The organism is Rhizobium rosettiformans, assembly GCF_016806065.1.
GTDB lineage: Bacteria > Pseudomonadota > Alphaproteobacteria > Rhizobiales > Rhizobiaceae > Allorhizobium.
Genome location: NZ_CP032405.1, coordinates 98,395 through 115,912, shown reverse-complemented (window position 1 = coordinate 115,912; position 17,518 = coordinate 98,395). Strand labels below are relative to the sequence as shown.

The following is a 17,518-nucleotide window of genomic DNA, read 5'->3' as shown; positions in this document are numbered from 1 at the left end:
TTTGTGAAGTCAGGTGAGGAACTGCCTGGCGAGATCGTCCGGCAAGCGCCTGGGCCGGCCATTGCGATTGACGACAGCGATCACGACCTTCGCTGCGATGAGCAGCTGATCCGCGCGGCGGATTTCCTGTTGCAGGATCATCTTGGCGCCACCGGCCTTTTCCGTCCGCGTGATGACGGTGACGACGTCATCCATGCGGGCAGGGGCCTTGAAGTCGATTTCCATCCGATGAACCATGAAGGCGAGGCCTTCGTCGGATGTCTCGAAGAGGGTCGATTGCGCAACACCGAGGCAGCGCAGATAGTCGGTGCGGGCGCGCTCCATGAAGTGCAGGTAACGGGCATGATAGACGGCACCGGAAAAATCGGTGTCTTCGTAGTAGACTCGCTGCATGAGGAGGTGCACGCCGTCGATGATTTCGCCACAAATCGAAATGGATCTTTTGTCTACCACGCCCTGTCCTCGCTGATCTCAGGCGGCACCTAGCAGAAGCCATGGGCCGAAGCCAGTCTCAGCCTTGGTTCTCGTCGAGATCGCCATCATGCCAGACGATATGCTTGGGAGAGGTCGGCAAGGATTCGATTTCATCGGCGATGAAGTAGGGCGGGATATCCAGCGCGACCAGCGCATCCCGCGTCGCCGGCACCCATTTGAATTCGCGGCTGTTCTTGCCGTCTTCGTTGCGGTGGATGATGTCGGTCGCGTGGAAGGGGAAGTGCTCCGGGATCTCCATCCGGTAGTAAAGTCCGAGTTCGTGCCAGGCCTTTTGCTCGTAGTCGAAGAAGTTCTCGACGATCCAGAGTAGCTCGCGGACCTCTGCGGCCACGCCCAGCTCCTCGTGCATTTCACGCACCAGCGTCTCGGCCGAGGTCTCGCCGATCTCGGCCCGACCGCCCGGAAAGGTCCAGAAGGTCTCATGCGTTGCGCGGTGGACCAGCACATGGCCGTCGCGAAAGGCAAGGCCCGCGATACGATGGTTGAAGCGTCGCTTGCCGTCCTTGATGGTGATCAGGGTGCGTTTCGACACGGGTTCAGTCATCCTCAAGCGTCAGCCGGAATTGTGCGGCCTCGAGATCCTTGGGCGGGGTCATGCCGAGGTGCTTCCAGGCGGTGGCCGTCAAGACGCGGCCACGCGGTGTGCGCTGGATGAAGCCCTGCTGGATCATGTAGGGCTCGATGATGTCCTCGATCGCGTCGCGTGGTTCGGACAGGCCTGCGGCGATGGTTTCGATGCCGACCGGGCCGCCGCCGAAGTTGACGGCGATCATCGAGAGGTAGCGCATGTCGAGCTGGTCGAGGCCCATATTGTCCACGTTCAGCCGCGTGAGCGCTTCGTCGGCGATCTGGCGAGTGACGGCCTCGGCACGGGCGACTTCGGCGAAGTCGCGCACGCGGCGCAGCAGACGGCCGGCGATGCGTGGTGTGCCGCGCGCACGACGGGCGACTTCGCGGGCGCCGTCTTCGGTCATCGGCAGGTTGAGCAGCCGGGCACCGCGACGGACGATCGATTCCAGTTCCTCGACGGTGTAGAAATTCAGGCGGACCGGAATGCCGAAACGGTCGCGCAGCGGCGTCGTCAAAAGGCCAAGGCGCGTGGTTGCGGCCACCAGCGTGAATTTTGACAGGTCGATCTTGACCGAACGGGCCGCCGGGCCTTCGCCGATGATCAGGTCGAGCTGGAAGTCTTCCATCGCCGGATACAGGATTTCCTCGACAGCGGGGCTCAGGCGATGGATCTCATCGATGAAGAGCACGTCGCGCTCTTCGAGATTGGTCAAGAGGGCGGCGAGGTCGCCAGCCTTGGCGATCACAGGGCCTGAGGTCGAGCGAAAGTTGACGCCGAGTTCCTTGGCCATGATCTGGGCAAGGGTCGTCTTGCCGAGCCCCGGCGGGCCAACGAAGAGCACGTGATCGAGCGCTTCACCGCGATTCTTGGCCGCCTCGATGAAGATCTTCAGATTGGCGCGCGCCTCCGCCTGGCCGGTGAAGTCGTCAAGCGTCTGCGGGCGCAGTGCGGCGTCGAGATCTTCGCCGCGCTTTTCCGGCGTCAGGATCGGGTTGTTGTTCATCATGCGAGGAGTTCCATACCGGGCACACGGGTGGCGGCGCGTTTGTCGAAGGTCAGGGTGGTTCGGCAGCCGAGTTCGCGGTTCTTCAAGGCAATAAAAATATCGGCGAACTCTTCTTCGTTTCGCTCCATCTCGTCTAGTGCAAGTTCGATGACGTTCTCATCCTCCAGCACCAGATTGTCTGAATCCAGAAGACCTCCCAGGATCTGCTTGAGCTCTTCCCTGGACATCCTTGCCTGCCGACGTGCTGTCCAGATGAATTCCAGGAGGACCGCGCTGTTAACGAAGCCTGGTTCTGCCGGTGTCAGGCTGCCGACCAGCGCAAGCGCCTTTTTCGAATGTGTTTCGTCATCTTGAAGTATCAACCGAAGCAGAATGTTGGTGTCGAGTCCGATCATGTGCTTCGGTTCACATGTTCGACGATGGCATCGGCAATGGCCTCATCCATCTCGGTCAGGCTGAGCGCCGGAACGTTTGGACGATGAAGGATACCCGCCACATCGATCAACCGTTTGTTCTTTGCCTTGATCACGACTTCGCCGTTTCGCACGACGTAGCGAATTCTATCTCCCGGCTTCAACTTCAGAAGCTCTCTGATCTCTTGGGGAACGGTTGTTTGCCCCTTGGAGGTCATCGTCCCATAGAACACGTTCATGGCTTTCTCCTTACAATTCCATGATAGTAAGGAATTTTCTTCCGGGCAAGGAATTCACCGCGACAGCTCTTTCAGCCCCAGTCGGATCAATTTTGCGCTGTCAGCCCCTTCGCCGCCGTTCTTCAAGGCTGCGGCGATGGCATTGGCGGCCTGGTCTCGGGAATAACCGAGATTGGTGAGCGCCGACACAGCATCGGCCACAGGTGCGGAGGCGACGCCTTCGCCAAGTTCCTGCTTGAGGCCGATATTGCCTGAGGCCTCGCCGGCAAAGGCGGGTGCCTTGTTTTTCAGTTCGGTTACCAGGCGAAGTGCGACCTTCGGGCCGACGCCGGGTGCGCGGGAGATAGCGGCCTTATCCTGCAGCGCGATGGCATTCGCCAGTTCCGACGGGGTGAGCGTGGAGAGGACGGCAAGTGCCACCTTGGCGCCGACGCCCTGGACACTCTGCAAGAGGTTGAACCACTCCCGCTCAAGCGCGCTCATGAAGCCGAAGAGTTTCAGTTGATCCTCGCGCACATAGGTCTCGATGAACAGCACGACAGCTTCGCCGACGGAGCCGATGCGCGACAGGGTGCGGGCCGAGCAATGCGCGACATAGCAGACGCCGTGGACGTCGACGAGAACGTAGTCGTCGCCGATCTCGTCGATGGTGCCTTTGAGTTTGCCGATCATGGGAGCGTCCGTCGCGTTACAGGGGATGGGTTTCGGGAGAGATGATGTCGAGGTCGGGGAAGTAGCTGCGGTAGCGCGCTGCATCCCGTGTCAGTAGCCGGTGAGACCGGACGGCGGCATGCGCGCCGATGAAGAAGTCCGGCAGAGTGCGTTCGCGCTGCCCCCCGTTCCTTCGATAGAGACGGTGAGCCTTGCCAGCGCGAAACGCCACTTCGTAGGAAAGCGGTTCCTTCTTCAGATCGAGCCAATCAAGGGCCAGGCTCAGCTGCTGCTCGCTCAAGGGCGAGGCTGCTAGTTCGGACCAAATCACAGGATTGATCACGAGCGGCCCTTCATGGAAGCAGCGTTTCATTGCATCAAGCGACCAGGCGCGCGTTTCGCTGTTCGGTCCCAGCACGTCGATCAGCGCATTTGTGTCAATGATGGTCGAGGTCATCACGCGGTCCTCGAAGCCAATCGACATATTCGTCTGCTGTCATTCCGTTGGTGTCGAAGGTCCCTTGGACGCTCTGCGCCCAGGCATCGAAGTCCTTGAATGCATCCGTTGCATCGCCGGTCTTGATCAGCATGACACCTGTGTCAGCGATGACGAAGTCGACATCCGACCCCGGCTTGATGTCGAGCCGATCGCGGATTTCCTTGGGAATGGTGACTTGGCCTTTCTCCGTAACGCGCATGGTAATACCTCTGGGGTATTACTTAAGTGCAGACTTGGAACAAGTCAAGAACAAATCAGGCGCTGGCGAGCAGTTGGCGCATCCGTTCGCCGCCTCTGTTATGGGCGTGGCAGATGGCGATGGCGAGGGCATCGGCTGCGTCATTGCCCTTGAATTCGGCCTTCGGCATCAGGATCTTCAGCATCATGTGGATCTGTTTCTTGTCACCATGGCCGACGCCGATGACGGCTTTCTTCACCGCATTCGGCGCGTATTCGGAAACACGCAGACCGGCGCGGGCAGGCACCAGCATGGCGATGCCACGGGCCTGGCCGAGTTTCAGGGTGGCCACCGCATCCTTGTTGACGAAGGTCTGTTCGACGGCCGCCTCGTCGGGTTTGTGGGCATGAACCACTTCAGCCAGGCCGTCATGCAATTGGCAGAGGCGCGATGCGAGATCCATGTCGCCATCGGAGGTGACCGTACCCGAAGCGACGAAACGCAGCGAGTTGCCGAGTGTCTCGATCACGCCCCAGCCGCAGCGGCGAAGGCCAGGATCGATGCCGATGATGCGAATCGTTGAAGTCATGGCAAATCCTAGTGCAGGTCGGGGCAGAAGTGCCACTGAAATGTGAACAAAACAAAAACAAACGAAGTGATTATATTTTATTATCGTCACCTCTTGGGCGCCTGATCTGCCCTCCCTACATGAAAGGTCTCACAGATCGAAAGCCGCCGACATGATCCCGTTTTCCATTCTCGACCTCTCCCCGATTGCCGAAGGGCATACTGTGCGCGAAGCGCTGGATGCGTCGCGTCGGCTTGCCCAGGTGGCCGAGAAAAACGGATATCGCCGCTTCTGGCTGGCCGAACATCATGGCATGCCCGGCATCGCCAGCGCCGCCACTGCGCTCGTCATTTCCCATGTCGCTGCCGGCACGGAGACGATCCGCGTCGGATCGGGCGGAATCATGCTGCCCAATCACTCGCCGCTGGTGATCGCTGAGCAGTTCGGAACGCTGGAGGCGCTCTATCCCGGGCGCATCGAGCTCGGTCTCGGTCGAGCTCCGGGCACCGATATGCGCACGGCGCGCGCCCTTCGCCGCAACATGGAAGCCGGCGCTGAAAGCTTCCCCCATGACATCATCGAATTGCAGCGGCTGCTCGGGACACCGGATGAAGAGAGTGGCTTGATCGCCGTGCCCGGCATGAACAGCCATGTGCCGATCTGGCTCCTTGGTTCCAGCCTTTACAGCGCGCATCTCGCGGCGGCCCTCGGCCTGCCTTATGCCTTCGCCTCGCATTTCGCGCCCGATCAATTGCTTGAGGCTGTCGAGATCTACCGCGAACGGTTCCAGCCGTCGGCGGGCCTGCAGAAGCCATATGTCATGGTGGGTGTCATGGCCGCGATTGCCGAAACGGATGCGGAGGCGTCGTATCTCTTCACCTCGGCCCAGCAGCAGTTCGTCAATTTGCGGCGCAACATTCGCCGGGCTTTTCCGCGTCCCGTCGACACAATGGAGGGCTTCTGGACCGATATCGAGCGCATCGGGGTCGAGCATACCTTGCGTTATTCCATCGTTGGCTCGAGGGAAACCGCATCGGACAAACTGGAGCGCTTCCTCGCGGCGGTCCGGCCCGACGAGGTGATCGTCTCGACGCCGGTACACGACCTGGACGCCCGCCTACGGTCTGTCGAGCTGTTTGCAGGTCTCAGACAGGGCGTCGAGCAGACGGCCTGACCCCCTGGATTACAGGGTTTAGCCTGAGATCTTTACCCCCGATTAAGCGCCGAGGGTGATTGTTCCCGCATAAGGGGAGCCTGCCGACTCGAATTGGCAGGCCATAAACTGTGGGCGCAGGGTCTTCTGGCCGGGCTGCTCAGGGGAACAACAATCATGACAGCTCGCATCCATTCGCTATCGTTCAAAGTCATTGCCGTATTTCTCGTTCTGACTTTCATCACCGTCGCGCTCCTTAACGTCTTTGCCTATCGCAGCTCCAGCGCGCTGTTCGGCGAGCAGACCGAGAAGGCGATGACCAGCATGTTGACCTTCCGCGGCGACATGCTGACGGAGAAGCTCCAGGCGCTTGAAAACCAGGCAGCCTCCATCGCCAAGATCGAGACACTGCAGCAGTCGATGACCGGGCTGAAGAGCGGTTGGAACACCATCAGCAAGAGCACAGGTGATGCGAAAGCGGAACTGCAGCGTGTCTTCGTTGCGGAAAATCCCAATCCGCCCGGCGAACGCGAGAAGCTCTTGAAGCCCGAGGGGCCGAGCGGCTTCTATTATTCCACCCATGAGACCACGCAGGCTCAGATTGCCGAATATCTCGAAGGCACGAGCTTCAGCGACATGCTGATCGCCGACCAAAACGGCAATGTCATCTACTCCTTCAGGAAGGGTGCTGCATTCGGGGAGAATCTTGCGGAGGGGAGCTGGGCTGCCACGAACCTTGGGCGTGTCTTCCAGCAGTCGGTGCAGGCAGCGGCGGCAGCGGTCGACGATGCCGTCGACGTCAACTTCTCCGGTCTTTCTGTCGGTGCCGATGCCGCTGCCCCGGACATTTATTTCGCCGTACCCTTCGTCAAGCTTGGTGGTTACAAGGGCAGCCTGATGTTCCAGGTGAAGGCCGGTGTCTTCGAGAACCTTCTGTCCAAGGGCATTGTCGCCGGCAGCAGCCAGAAGGCCGCCATTCTTTCGGGCGAGGGCTCGGGCATCGCGCTTGACGCCTCCGGCAAGCTCATCGACGTCCGGGCGGATTTCGCCATGTCGGGCGATGGCGTTTCCGTGCAGTCCGGCGAGCGTCCCGAAGGTGCCGCGATGGTCTATGGCCGGCGCATCAGCTTCGGGGACCAGAGCTTCGTGGTGACGGAAAGTCTGACCACGGCCGAGCTCGAAGCCGGCTCGATCCGCATCGCAACCATCCTGTTCGTGACCGGCCTGATCGCGCTTGGCGTGCTTGCCGCTGCGACCTGGGTCTTCACCCGCCGCCTGTTTGCGCCGCTGGAGCGCCTTGTCGCCTTTACCGGTGCGGTGGCCGATGGTGAAATCGACCATCCCGTTGCCAACCAGGAGCGGCGCGACGAGATCGGCAGCATGGCGCGGGCGCTCGAACGCTTCCGCCTGGCATTGATCGAGCAGCAGCGGCAGTCTGCCGAGCGCCGCGAGGAACGGGCGCGCGCCGAAGAAGAACGCCGCCAGCGGATGGAAGAGCGCGACAGCGAAGCTCGAACCCTGCAGGACGTGGTCGAAACCCTCGATCGGGGGCTGGACAGGTTGGCCGCGGGCGATCTCGCCTTCCGTATCGAAAGCCGCTTCCCGGCCGATCTCGAAACATTGCGATCCAACTTCAACAAGGCGCTCGAGACACTGAGCGCCACGCTTGGCGGTATCGGCGGCAATTCGGTCGCCGTCCGTGAGGGCTCCGAGGAGATGCGGGCGGGTGCCGACCAGCTCGCCGAGCGGACCGAGCGGCAGGCGGCTGCGATCTCGCAGGCCGCCACCGCGATCCAGGAGATCACCGGTGCGGTGAAGGTACAGATCGCGCGGGCCGAGGAAGCCGAACGGATCGCCCGGGCCGCGCGGGACGATACCGCGATGTCCGGCCACATCATGCGCGATACCATTGCGGCCATGGAGGCGATCCAGGGCTCCTCGATGGAGATCAACAAGATCGTTTCGGTGATCGACGAGATCGCTTTCCAGACCAATCTGCTTGCGCTCAATGCCGGCGTCGAGGCGGCGCGTGCAGGCGAAAGCGGGAAGGGCTTCGCCGTCGTCGCGCAGGAGGTTCGCGAGCTCGCCCAGCGTTCCTCGAATGCGGCGAAGGAGATTGCGGGTCTGCTCTCCAAATCTCGCGGCGAGGTGGATCAGGGCGTGAAGCTGGTCGAAAAGGCCGGCAATGCGCTCGATGGCATCGGCTCGCACGTGCTGTCGATCAACAGCCATATCGCCGAGATCATGGAGTCCACCCGTGAAGAGGCGCAAACGCTTGTCGACATCAATACCTCGGTGAACCAGCTCGATGCGATGACGCAGCAGAACGCTGCGATGGTCGAGGAGACCACTGCCGCCATCCATCGCCTCGCGGGCGAGGCGGCTGAAATGGACCAGCGGCTCGGTCTTTTCAACCTCGGGGGCGAGCGTCCCGGCACGGCGCGCCACGCTGCCTGAGCACCTCGCGGACATACCGGGAGATACTGGAATGCGGTCCCTCGGGCCGCATTTTTCTTTTGGGCCGGACTTCTTGCTCTAAGTATCAAGGTAAGCAAATGGATAACCTCTAAAGTTAAGAACTGTAGTTAATCCGAACTTAACCTTTCCACTCCATTATCTGTCCCAATTCAGGATGTTGGGTCTTTGGCAGCCTGACGCGATAACGCTGGGATTTGGAGTATCCTGTCATGACGAAAACCATTCTTGCCGTGGCAACGGCTGCCCTGCTCGCAAGCTCGGCCGCCTATGCCGCCGATGTCTATCAGCCTGAACCGCAGCCCGTGTACGTCGATGCTCCTGAGGTTGCCGTTTCGGAAGCCTCCGGCTGGTATCTGCGCGGCGATCTCGGCTACAGCTTCAACAAGCTGAGCGGCGCCAACTACTTTCAGGGAAGCAACAATAACCAGGTCGACTTCGCCACGTCCTCGATCAAGGACAGCTTCTGGGTCGGCGGCGGTGTCGGCTATCAGATCAACAGCTATCTGCGCACGGACCTGACGTTCGACTATCTGACCAAGGCCGACTTCAATGGTTCGACCCGCGGCTCCTGCGGCGTATCAGGCGCATGCACCTCGCGCGACATCACGTCGATGCGCGCCTATACCCTGATGGCCAACGCCTATGTCGATCTCGGCACATACGCCTACTTCACGCCCTATATCGGCGGCGGTATTGGTGGCTCCTATGTCAAGTGGGACAAGCTTCGCAACACTTCGTGTGCGGACAGCAACTCGTCCAACTGTGACGCAACCGTCGAGCACCATGGCGCAGGCAGCTGGCGCTTTGCCTACCAGTTGATGGCCGGCGCCTCGATCGACGTGACCTGCAACGTCAAGGCCGACGTTGGTTACCGCTTCCGCCATACTGCAGGTGGCGACATGTTCGGCTATGCCTTGAGCGGAGGTCCCGGCTACGACAAGGGCTTCCACAGCCACAGCCTGCATGCTGGTGCCCGCTACGTCTTCGGTGGCTGCGAAACTCCCGTGGCATACCAGCCGCCGGTAGAGCTGCCGGTCTACAAGTAAGATTCCTTCAGGGATCAAGCAAAGGGCTGCCTTCGGGCGGCCCTTTTGCGTTGCAGCCCATAGCCGAGGCGGCGCAGACGAGACAAAAATTTCTCCTCATGCGACGCGCGCCCGCTTGACTGCGTCGGGCGACAGGAGTAGTTCCGACGGCGGGACACCTCTCCCCAACGAGAGGCTAATTACCTGGAAGGGTATCTATATGGCTGATATCGTCGCCCCCGCCGCGCGTCCGGCGAATGCTCACTTTTCTTCTGGCCCTTGCTCGAAGCGCCCCGGTTGGTCGCTAGACGCGCTTTCCGATGCCCCACTCGGTCGTTCGCACCGCGCCAAGGTCGGCAAGGAAAAGCTGAAGCTGGCCATCGACCTTACCCGCGAAATTCTCAAAGTTCCCGCTGACTACCGCATCGGCATCGTTCCGGCATCCGACACGGGCGCCGTTGAAATGGCCATGTGGTCGCTGCTCGGCGAGCGTGGCGTCGACATGCTCTCCTGGGAAAGCTTCGGCGCCGGCTGGGTGACCGATGTGGTGAAGCAGCTGAAGCTCGCCGATGTCCGCAAGTTCAATGCCGATTACGGCCTGGTTCCGAACCTTGCCGAAGTCGATTTCGACCGCGACGTCGTCTTCACCTGGAACGGTACCACCTCTGGCGTCCGCGTTCCAAATGCCGACTTCATCCCTGCCGACCGCAAGGGGCTCACCATCTGCGACGCCACCTCGGCGGCCTTCGCGCAGGATCTCGATTTCTCCAAGCTCGATGTCACCACCTTCTCCTGGCAGAAGGTTCTGGGCGGCGAGGGCGGTCACGGCGTGATCATCCTGTCCCCGCGTGCCGTCGAGCGCCTGACGACCTATGTTCCGGCCTGGCCGCTGCCGAAGATCTTCCGCATGACCTCGGGCGGCAAGCTGATCGAAGGCATCTTCGTCGGTGAGACGATCAACACGCCGTCGATGCTCTGCGTCGAGGACTATATCGATGCGCTGAAGTGGGCAAAGTCGATCGGTGGTCTCGAAGCCCTGATCGCCCGTGCCGATGCGAACGCCAAGGTCATCTTCGACTTCATCGAGAAGAACGACTGGATCGCCAATCTGGCCGTCGACGATGCGACGCGCTCCAACACGTCTGTTTGCGTCAAGATCGTCGATCCCGAAGTGACCGCACTCGATGCCGATGCCCAGGCCGCCTTTGCCAAGGGCATTGCCAGCATCCTCGAAAAGCAGGGTGTCGCCTTCGACATCGGCGCTTACCGCGATGCGCCGGCCGGTCTTCGCATCTGGGCTGGTGCGACGATCGAGACATCAGACATGGCGGCGCTGATGCCGTGGCTCTCCTTTGCCTATGAGACGCAGAAGGCGTCTCTGGCCAAGGCTGCCGCCTGATCCTGGACGATTTCGGCTCCGCCTGATCGGCGGAGCCCCGCAATTCTCATCATCCCATTCAAACGAACTATCTGAAGGAGGCCTCGTCATGGCACCTCGCGTTCTCGTATCCGACGAATTGTCTGAAACCGCCGTCCAGATCTTCCGCGATCGCGGCGTTGAAGTGGATTTCCAGCCGAAGCTCGGCAAGGACAAGGAAAAGCTTGCCGAAATCATCGGCAATTATGATGGTCTCGCCATCCGCTCCGCCACCAAGGCGACGGAAAAGCTGATCGCTGCCGCCACCAACCTCAAGGTCATCGGCCGCGCCGGCATCGGTGTCGACAATGTCGATATCCCGGCTGCCTCCAAGCGCGGCATCATCGTGATGAACACGCCTTTCGGCAACTCGATCACGACGGCCGAACACGCCATCGCCCTGATGTTTGCCGTCGCCCGCCAGATCCCGCAGGCCGACGTCTCGACCCAGGCCGGCAAGTGGGAAAAGTCGAAGTTCATGGGTGTCGAAATCACCGGCAAGACGCTCGGTGTCATCGGTGCGGGCAATATCGGCGGCATCGTCTGCAAGAAGGCGATCGGCCTTGGCATGCATGTGCTGGCCTATGACCCCTTCCTGTCGACCGAGCGCGCCCAGGAAATGGGCGTCACCAAGGTCGAGCTCGACGAGCTGCTCGCCAAGGCAGACTTCATCACCCTGCATGTGCCGATGACCGACAAGACCCGCGGTATCCTCTCGAAGGACGCGCTTGCCAAGACCAAGAAGGGTGTTCGCATCATCAACTGCGCCCGCGGCGGTCTGGTTGACGAGGCGGCTCTCGCAGACGCCATCAAGTCCGGCCATGTGGCTGGCGCCGGCTTCGACGTCTTCGAAGTCGAGCCCGCGACCGAAAGCCCGCTTTTCGGCCTGCCGAACGTCGTCTGCACGCCGCATCTCGGCGCCTCGACCACGGAAGCCCAGGAGAACGTAGCTCTGCAGGTCGCCGAGCAGATGTCCGACTATCTGATGAAGGGTGCCGTTTCGAACGCCATCAACATGCCGTCGATCACGGCCGAGGAAGCGCCGATCCTGAAGCCGTTCATCCGTCTCGCCGACGTGCTCGGCTCGTTTGCCGGCCAGATGACCGAGAATCCGATCAAGGAAATCGAGATCCTCTATGACGGCGTGACCTCGGGCATGAACACCAAGGCGCTGACTTCGGCGCTTCTCGCCGGTCTCATCCGCCCGCAGGTGGCCGACGTCAACATGGTTTCTGCCCCGATCATGATCAAGGAAAAGGGCGTGATTGTCTCGGAAGTGAAGCGCGACAAGACCGGCGTCTATGACGGTTACATCAAGCTCACCGTCACCACCGAGAAGCAGACCCGCTCGGTGGCCGGCACCGTCTTCTCCGATGGCAAGCCGCGCTTCATCCAGATCAAGGGCATCAACATGGATGCCGATGTCGGTCAGAACATGATCTACATCTCCAACACCGACGTTCCCGGCATGATCGGCTTCATGGGCACGACGCTTGGCAATGCCAAGGTCAATATCGCGAACTTCCAGCTCGGTCGCGACAAGGAAGGCGGCGATGCCATCGCTCTTCTGTATGTCGACGGTCCCGTCGAGCAGGCGGTTCTCGACCAGCTGACCGCCAATCCGGCCGTCAAGCAGGCCAAGCCGCTGGTGTTCAACGTCGACTGATCGGCGCTTAGAAATTCATCGACAAAGACGGCGCGGGATCAAACCCGCGCCGTTTTCGTTTTGGAGCTTTCGGCTAAACGCAAAGTTACATATTGAAAAGCATATGCGTTGAACTGACGCATGGCGGGTTGTCGCATTGCTTCTGCAGTGCGAGGGTATAGTTGATGTTTATCATCTCCGGGGGGAGAGAAGGAAGGGACAGCCCATGTTCGAGCACTTCGACGCGCAACTCCTGGCACGCATACAGTTTGCCTTTACCGTATCGTTCCACATCATTTTTCCGGCCTTTTCGATCGGCCTTGCGAGCTATCTCGCGGTGCTTGAAGGCCTCTATCTCTGGAAGAAGGACAAGGTCTATCTGGAGCTTTTCGACTTCTGGAAGACCATCTTCGCGGTCGCCTTCGGCATGGGGGTCGTCTCGGGCATCGTCATGTCCTATCAGTTCGGTACCAACTGGTCGGTGTTCTCCGACAAGGCGGGACCGGTCATCGGTCCCCTGATGGGCTACGAAGTCCTCACCGCCTTTTTCCTCGAGGCAGGCTTTCTCGGCGTCATGCTGTTCGGTCGTAACCGGGTCGGGCCGGGGCTGCACTTCTTCGCGACGCTGATGGTCGCCTTCGGGACACTGATCTCGGCCACCTGGATCCTCTCGGTCAATTCCTGGATGCAGACGCCTGATGGTTTTGCCATGAATGATGTCGGCCAGTTCGTGCCTGTTGATTGGTGGAAGATCGTCTTCAATCCGTCCTTTCCCTATCGCCTCGTTCATATGGTCATCGCCGCCTATCTGACCACTGCCTTCGTCGTCGGCGCTGTCGGAGCCTGGCATCTCGTCAAGCGCACGGCGCCGCGCCGCGCCGGCAAGATGTTCTCCATGGCCATGTGGATGGCGGCGATCGTTGCGCCCATCCAGATCTTTGCCGGCGACATGCACGGCCTCAACACGCTGGAGTATCAACCGGTCAAGGTGATGGCCATGGAGGGCCATTTCGAAAGCCATCCCGAGGGCGCGCCGCTGATCCTGTTCGGGATCCCGGACCAGGACGAGCAGCGGATCGACTATGCGGTGCAGATCCCGAAACTCTCCAGCCTGATCCTCAAGCACGACCTCAATGCACCGCTCGATGGTCTGGATACTGTGCCGCGCGAGCTACAGCCCCCGGTCGCCATCGTCTTCTGGTCTTTCCGCGTGATGATCGCCATCGGCTTTGCGATGCTGGGTGTCGGTCTCTTCTCGCTCTGGTGTCGCTGGAAGGGCACGCTCTATTCGAACGGATGGCTGCACCGCGCGGCCCTCGTCATGGGCCCCTCCGGTTTTGTCGCTGTGCTCGCCGGTTGGATCACCACGGAGGTCGGACGCCAGCCCTATACGGTCTATGGCCATCTGCTGACCGCCGACTCGATCTCGCCGATTGCAGCGCCTGCGGTCGCGGCCTCGCTGATCGCCTTCATCGTGGTCTACTTCATCGTCTTCGGTGCCGGCACCTTTTACATCCTGCGCCTGATGGGCCGCCTGCCGCGGGATCCCTTGCCGGATCTCGACGATGGCCCGATCCGCTCGTCCGGCATCACGCCGGCCGCTCAGCCTGGACACCATGGAGGCAGACATGCCCATTGATCTTCCCTTCATCTGGGCCGGCATCATTGCGTTTGCCGTGCTCGCCTATGTCATCCTCGACGGCTTCGATCTCGGCGTCGGCATCCTCTTTCCCTTCTTTCCTGAGAAGCACGAGAAGGATCTAATGATGAACTCGGTGGCGCCGGTATGGGATGGCAACGAGACCTGGCTGGTGCTTGGCGGGGGAGGGCTGCTTGCGGTCTTCCCGCTCGCCTATGCGACGATCCTACCCGCCCTCTACGCGCCACTGATCATCATGCTGCTTGGGCTGATCTTCCGCGGTGTCGCCTTCGAATACCGCTGGCGTACGCAGCGCGCGGAGTATCTGTGGAACTGGGCCTTTACCGGCGGCTCCGTCGTCGCGGCCTTCTTTCAGGGTGTGGCGCTCGGCGCACTCGTGCAGGGTATCCCGGTCGAGAACCGCGCCTATTCCGGCGGCTGGTGGGACTGGCTGACGCCGTTTTCGCTCGCAACCGGTGCTGCTCTCGTCATCGGTTATGCGCTTCTGGGCGCCACCTGGCTCGTGATGAAGACGGAAGGGGAGATCTCGGATCGGGCGCGGTCCTTCGCGCTGCCTCTGTCATTTGCCACCGTCGGCGCCATGGGCGTCTTCAGCCTCTGGACGCCTTGGCTCGAACCGCTCTATTTCGAGCGCTGGTTCAGTTTCCCGACGCTGATCTTCTCGGTCATCGTGCCTGCACTGGTGCTCGGCTGCCTCTACGTGATCGTCAACGGGTTGCGCAAAGGCCATGACGCGCGGCCCTTCCTGGCGGCACTCGGCCTCTTCGTGCTCGGCTATGCCGGGATCGGGATCAGCTTCTATCCCTATATCGTGCCGACGTCCCTCACCATCTGGGAGGCGGCGGCACCCGACGAGAGCCTTGCCTTCCTGCTGGTCGGTGCCGTCATTCTCGTGCCGATGATCCTCGGATACACGGCCTATGCCTATTGGGTCTTCCGTGGAAAGCTCAATCCGGACGAGGGCTATCACTAATGGATAAGCGCCTCATCGCCAGCCGTCTTCTCTGGTTCGTCGGCCTTTGGGCCGGCGGCGTGCTGGCAATCACGATCGTCGGACTGATCATCAAGTTCTGGCTTCGAGCCTGACGTCGATCACCTGAAATTCAATGGAAATCGGCTCGCTCTCTCTTCAAAAGAGAGCGAGCTCTCTCCATATGGGGGACAAGCCCGAAAGGGCATTCAAGACTGTTTCGAGGAGGACAGGAAACACGATGCGGCAATACGCAAAGACATTCGCGACGCTTGCGCTTGGAATGATGGTCACGCTGGTGGCCGTCGACTTCGCCGAGGCGCGCCGGGCAGGTGGCGGTGGTTTCGGTAGTCGCGGCACGCGCACATTCGACGCGCCGGCTGCAACACGGACCGCGCCAACCCCGGCCGCGCCGATCGAACGCACCATGACCCCGCGCACCAATGCGAACCAGCCCGGTGCTGCCCAGTCGACGGCGGCCAACCAGGCTGCGCGTCCGGGTGGTCTGTTCGGCGGTCTCGCCGGTGGTCTGATGGGCGGCCTGTTGCTCGGTGGTCTCTTCGGCATGCTGATGGGCACCGGCTTCGGTGGCGGCTTCGGCTTCCTCGGCCTGCTTCTACAGGGCATCTTGATCTTCTTCCTGATCCGCTTTGCGATGCGCATGTTTGCCAATCGTCAAGCACCAGCGTCTGGCCCGAGTGGCGGTCCGGGCTTCGGCGGCTTTGGCGGCATGGCGCGTGACAACCAGAGCGGTGACCAGGTTCGTCCGAGTTTCCAGATCCCGAAGCTCGGTGGTGGCGTATCTTCGGCGGCCTCCGCTCGACGGTCCGGTCAGTCCGACGAACTCGGTATCACGCCGAAGGATCTCGAGCGCTTCGAGGAACTGCTGCAGGAGATGCAGCGGGCCTATGCGGCGGAAGATTACGGCGCGCTTCGCCGCATCACCACGCCGGAAGCCATGTCCTATCTCGCCGAGGAACTGAGCGAGAACGCCACCAAGGGCGTCAAGAACGAGGTGCGCGACGTGCATCTGGTTCAGGGCGACGTGGCCGAGAGCTGGGCCGAAGACAAGATGGAATACGCGACGGTCGCGATGCGCTACGAAGCAATCGACTATATTGTCGATCGCCAGAGCGGGGCTGTGGTCGATGGGGATCCGAATGCGCCGACCGAGTCGGTCGAGCTCTGGACCTTCGCCCGCCGCCCGAACACCCTGTGGCAGATCTCGGCAATCCAGGGTGTCGAACAAGGCTGAGTGCCTCGGCACTTGGCGTCCCCGAACATGTTGGGGCCCGGCCTTTTGGCCGGGCCTTTTTCGTGTCAGCGAACGAGCTTGATCAACTCGAAGGGTAGACCGCTGTCGTCGGTCGGACGGCGGCCTGTCTCGACGAAGCCCAGCCGGTCGTAGAAGCGGCGGGCGCTTTCATTGATCGTATACACTTCCAGCTCCAGCCTTGGGTGGAGGCGTGAGGCATGTTCCACGAGATGTCGGCCGATGCCCGTCCCATGGTGGTACGGGTCGACGAAAAGGCCGCCGATAGTCTGGTCCAGCAGGCTGATGAAGCCGACGATCTCACCGTTTCGCAGTGCGACATGGGTCTCCGCCAGCGGTAGGTAATGGTCGGCCACGAGGGTCGCCTGGTTGTCCAGTTGCGCGTGGGCGAGAAAGGGGTGCCCTTTCTCAGATGCTGCTCGCCAGATAGCGACGAGGCGCGTGCTATCCTCGGGCAGAAAAGCCCGGATTTTCAGGTCGTATTTCATGGATTGTTCCGTCAGTCGTGTTGTTGATGCGCGTGCGACAGCATTCGGCTGTCGAGCCGTTCCCATAGGGTTCACAGGCTATCGTTACTGCGCATCAAACTCCTTCTTGCCGACGATCCTGAACTTTTAGACCTTGAGGCGTCTCGCCTCAAGTCTTGAATGGCATGCCGACCGGTCAGATCACCCTCAGCCCGGGCACTGCTGCAACTGCTTGGCGTAAGTATAGGTAATATCGGTAAATCTCTTCGCACCCCTCAGCGCCTCCGGCCGCTTGTTGTAGGCGCCGCGCAGATAGCCGGTATGGCCGGAATGATAGGCGAGGTAGAGCTTGTAGGGGTCGTTCAGGGGGATGTTGACCTTGGTCGCGCTCTCGCGGTGATACCAGCCGATGAAGCGGATGGCGTCGGCGAAGTCGGTGCGGCGGGCGCCCCAGCGGCCTGTTTCGCGCTGGTAGCGTTCCCAGGTGCCGTCGAGGGCCTGGGAATAGCCATAGGCGGTCGACTGTCGCTTGCCGGGGATGAAGCCGAAGATCTTCTTGCGCGGCGGTTTGGCGTTGTGGCGGAAGCTCGATTCCGTGTAGATCGTCGCCATCAAGATCGGGACGGGCACGCCATATTCGCGCTCTGCTGCGACGGCGGCGCGGCGCCAGTTGTTGAACAGCCCGTTGCGCTGCTCGAAAATCGCGCAGGCATTGCGGGTCTGGGATGGCGGCTTGGCACAGGCCGACAGCATCAGCATGACGCCGAGGGCGGAGATAAGAGCGGTACGCATGACAAAACCTCGCTACAG

At 61.1% G+C, this 17,518-nt stretch carries 19 protein-coding genes; 8 read left to right on the top strand and 11 right to left on the bottom strand.

Annotation, left to right across the window (positions count from 1 at the left end; all coding sequences use genetic code 11):
• Positions 1-9 precede the first annotated feature (9 nt).
• The 9 genes from ybgC to ruvC form a co-directional block, all read right to left on the bottom strand.
• Positions 10-393: a tol-pal system-associated acyl-CoA thioesterase gene (gene ybgC / locus D4A92_RS00670; protein ID WP_203019773.1), complete on the bottom strand. Its 384-nt coding sequence runs from the start codon at positions 391-393 to the stop codon at positions 10-12.
• A gap of 118 nt (positions 394-511) precedes the next feature.
• Positions 512-1,027, bottom strand: a complete 516-nt coding sequence (locus D4A92_RS00665; protein WP_203017442.1) for an NUDIX hydrolase — start codon at positions 1,025-1,027, stop codon at positions 512-514.
• 4 nt (positions 1,028-1,031) lie between these two features.
• Positions 1,032-2,072, bottom strand: coding sequence for a Holliday junction branch migration DNA helicase RuvB (gene ruvB / locus D4A92_RS00660; protein ID WP_203017441.1), 1,041 nt, complete (start codon positions 2,070-2,072; stop codon positions 1,032-1,034).
• The gene (locus D4A92_RS00655; RefSeq protein WP_203017439.1) at positions 2,069-2,467 is read right to left on the bottom strand and encodes a PIN domain-containing protein; all 399 of its coding nucleotides are present in this window, start codon (positions 2,465-2,467) and stop codon (positions 2,069-2,071) included. Before D4A92_RS00655 ends, ruvB begins: the two co-directional genes overlap by 4 nt.
• On the bottom strand, positions 2,464-2,724 hold the full coding sequence (locus D4A92_RS00650) for an AbrB/MazE/SpoVT family DNA-binding domain-containing protein (RefSeq protein WP_203017437.1): 261 nt from the start codon (positions 2,722-2,724) through the stop codon (positions 2,464-2,466). The genes D4A92_RS00655 and D4A92_RS00650 overlap by 4 nt, the downstream gene beginning before the upstream one ends.
• A 54-nt stretch (positions 2,725-2,778) precedes the next feature.
• Positions 2,779-3,396: a Holliday junction branch migration protein RuvA gene (ruvA, locus tag D4A92_RS00645; RefSeq protein WP_203017435.1), complete on the bottom strand. Its 618-nt coding sequence runs from the start codon at positions 3,394-3,396 to the stop codon at positions 2,779-2,781.
• Between the two features lie 16 nt (positions 3,397-3,412).
• Complete coding sequence (locus tag D4A92_RS00640; protein WP_203017433.1) at positions 3,413-3,832, bottom strand: type II toxin-antitoxin system VapC family toxin; 420 nt, start codon at positions 3,830-3,832, stop codon at positions 3,413-3,415.
• Positions 3,813-4,073 carry an AbrB/MazE/SpoVT family DNA-binding domain-containing protein gene (locus D4A92_RS00635; protein WP_203017432.1) on the bottom strand — a complete coding sequence of 87 codons (261 nt, stop codon included), beginning with the start codon at positions 4,071-4,073 and terminating at the stop codon, positions 3,813-3,815. The genes D4A92_RS00640 and D4A92_RS00635 overlap by 20 nt, the downstream gene beginning before the upstream one ends.
• Before the next feature lie 55 nt (positions 4,074-4,128).
• Positions 4,129-4,641, bottom strand: coding sequence for a crossover junction endodeoxyribonuclease RuvC (gene ruvC / locus D4A92_RS00630; protein WP_006726817.1), 513 nt, complete (start codon positions 4,639-4,641; stop codon positions 4,129-4,131).
• Between the two features lie 151 nt (positions 4,642-4,792).
• Here ruvC and D4A92_RS00625 point away from each other — a divergent pair, with 151 nt between their 5' ends.
• The 8 genes from D4A92_RS00625 (at position 4,793) to D4A92_RS00590 (ending at position 16,223) form a co-directional block, all read left to right on the top strand.
• Complete coding sequence (locus D4A92_RS00625) at positions 4,793-5,794, top strand: LLM class flavin-dependent oxidoreductase (RefSeq protein ID WP_203017431.1); 1,002 nt, start codon at positions 4,793-4,795, stop codon at positions 5,792-5,794.
• 156 nt (positions 5,795-5,950) lie between these two features.
• Positions 5,951-8,230, top strand: a complete 2,280-nt coding sequence (locus D4A92_RS00620) for a methyl-accepting chemotaxis protein (protein WP_246753998.1) — start codon at positions 5,951-5,953, stop codon at positions 8,228-8,230.
• 230 nt (positions 8,231-8,460) lie between these two features.
• A complete protein-coding gene (locus D4A92_RS00615) occupies positions 8,461-9,297 on the top strand; it encodes an outer membrane protein (RefSeq protein ID WP_203017430.1) in 837 nt (278 codons plus the stop codon).
• A gap of 199 nt (positions 9,298-9,496) precedes the next feature.
• On the top strand, positions 9,497-10,675 hold the full coding sequence (locus D4A92_RS00610) for a phosphoserine transaminase (protein WP_203017429.1): 1,179 nt from the start codon (positions 9,497-9,499) through the stop codon (positions 10,673-10,675).
• Between the two features lie 88 nt (positions 10,676-10,763).
• A complete protein-coding gene (gene serA / locus D4A92_RS00605; protein WP_203017428.1) occupies positions 10,764-12,359 on the top strand; it encodes a phosphoglycerate dehydrogenase in 1,596 nt (531 codons plus the stop codon).
• A gap of 205 nt (positions 12,360-12,564) precedes the next feature.
• Positions 12,565-13,977, top strand: coding sequence for a cytochrome ubiquinol oxidase subunit I (locus D4A92_RS00600; RefSeq protein ID WP_203017427.1), 1,413 nt, complete (start codon positions 12,565-12,567; stop codon positions 13,975-13,977).
• Positions 13,967-14,971, top strand: coding sequence for a cytochrome d ubiquinol oxidase subunit II (gene cydB, locus D4A92_RS00595; protein ID WP_203017426.1), 1,005 nt, complete (start codon positions 13,967-13,969; stop codon positions 14,969-14,971). Before D4A92_RS00600 ends, cydB begins: the two co-directional genes overlap by 11 nt.
• A gap of 238 nt (positions 14,972-15,209) precedes the next feature.
• On the top strand, positions 15,210-16,223 hold the full coding sequence (locus D4A92_RS00590; RefSeq protein ID WP_203017425.1) for a Tim44 domain-containing protein: 1,014 nt from the start codon (positions 15,210-15,212) through the stop codon (positions 16,221-16,223).
• Between the two features lie 65 nt (positions 16,224-16,288).
• Here D4A92_RS00590 and D4A92_RS00585 read toward each other — a convergent pair whose 3' ends face one another.
• Together D4A92_RS00585 and D4A92_RS00580 are read right to left on the bottom strand one after the other, a co-directional pair.
• Positions 16,289-16,729, bottom strand: coding sequence for a GNAT family N-acetyltransferase (locus D4A92_RS00585; RefSeq protein ID WP_203017424.1), 441 nt, complete (start codon positions 16,727-16,729; stop codon positions 16,289-16,291).
• A gap of 186 nt (positions 16,730-16,915) precedes the next feature.
• Positions 16,916-17,500 carry a transglycosylase SLT domain-containing protein gene (locus D4A92_RS00580; protein ID WP_203017423.1) on the bottom strand — a complete coding sequence of 195 codons (585 nt, stop codon included), beginning with the start codon at positions 17,498-17,500 and terminating at the stop codon, positions 16,916-16,918.
• Between the last annotated feature and the right edge of the window lie 18 nt (positions 17,501-17,518).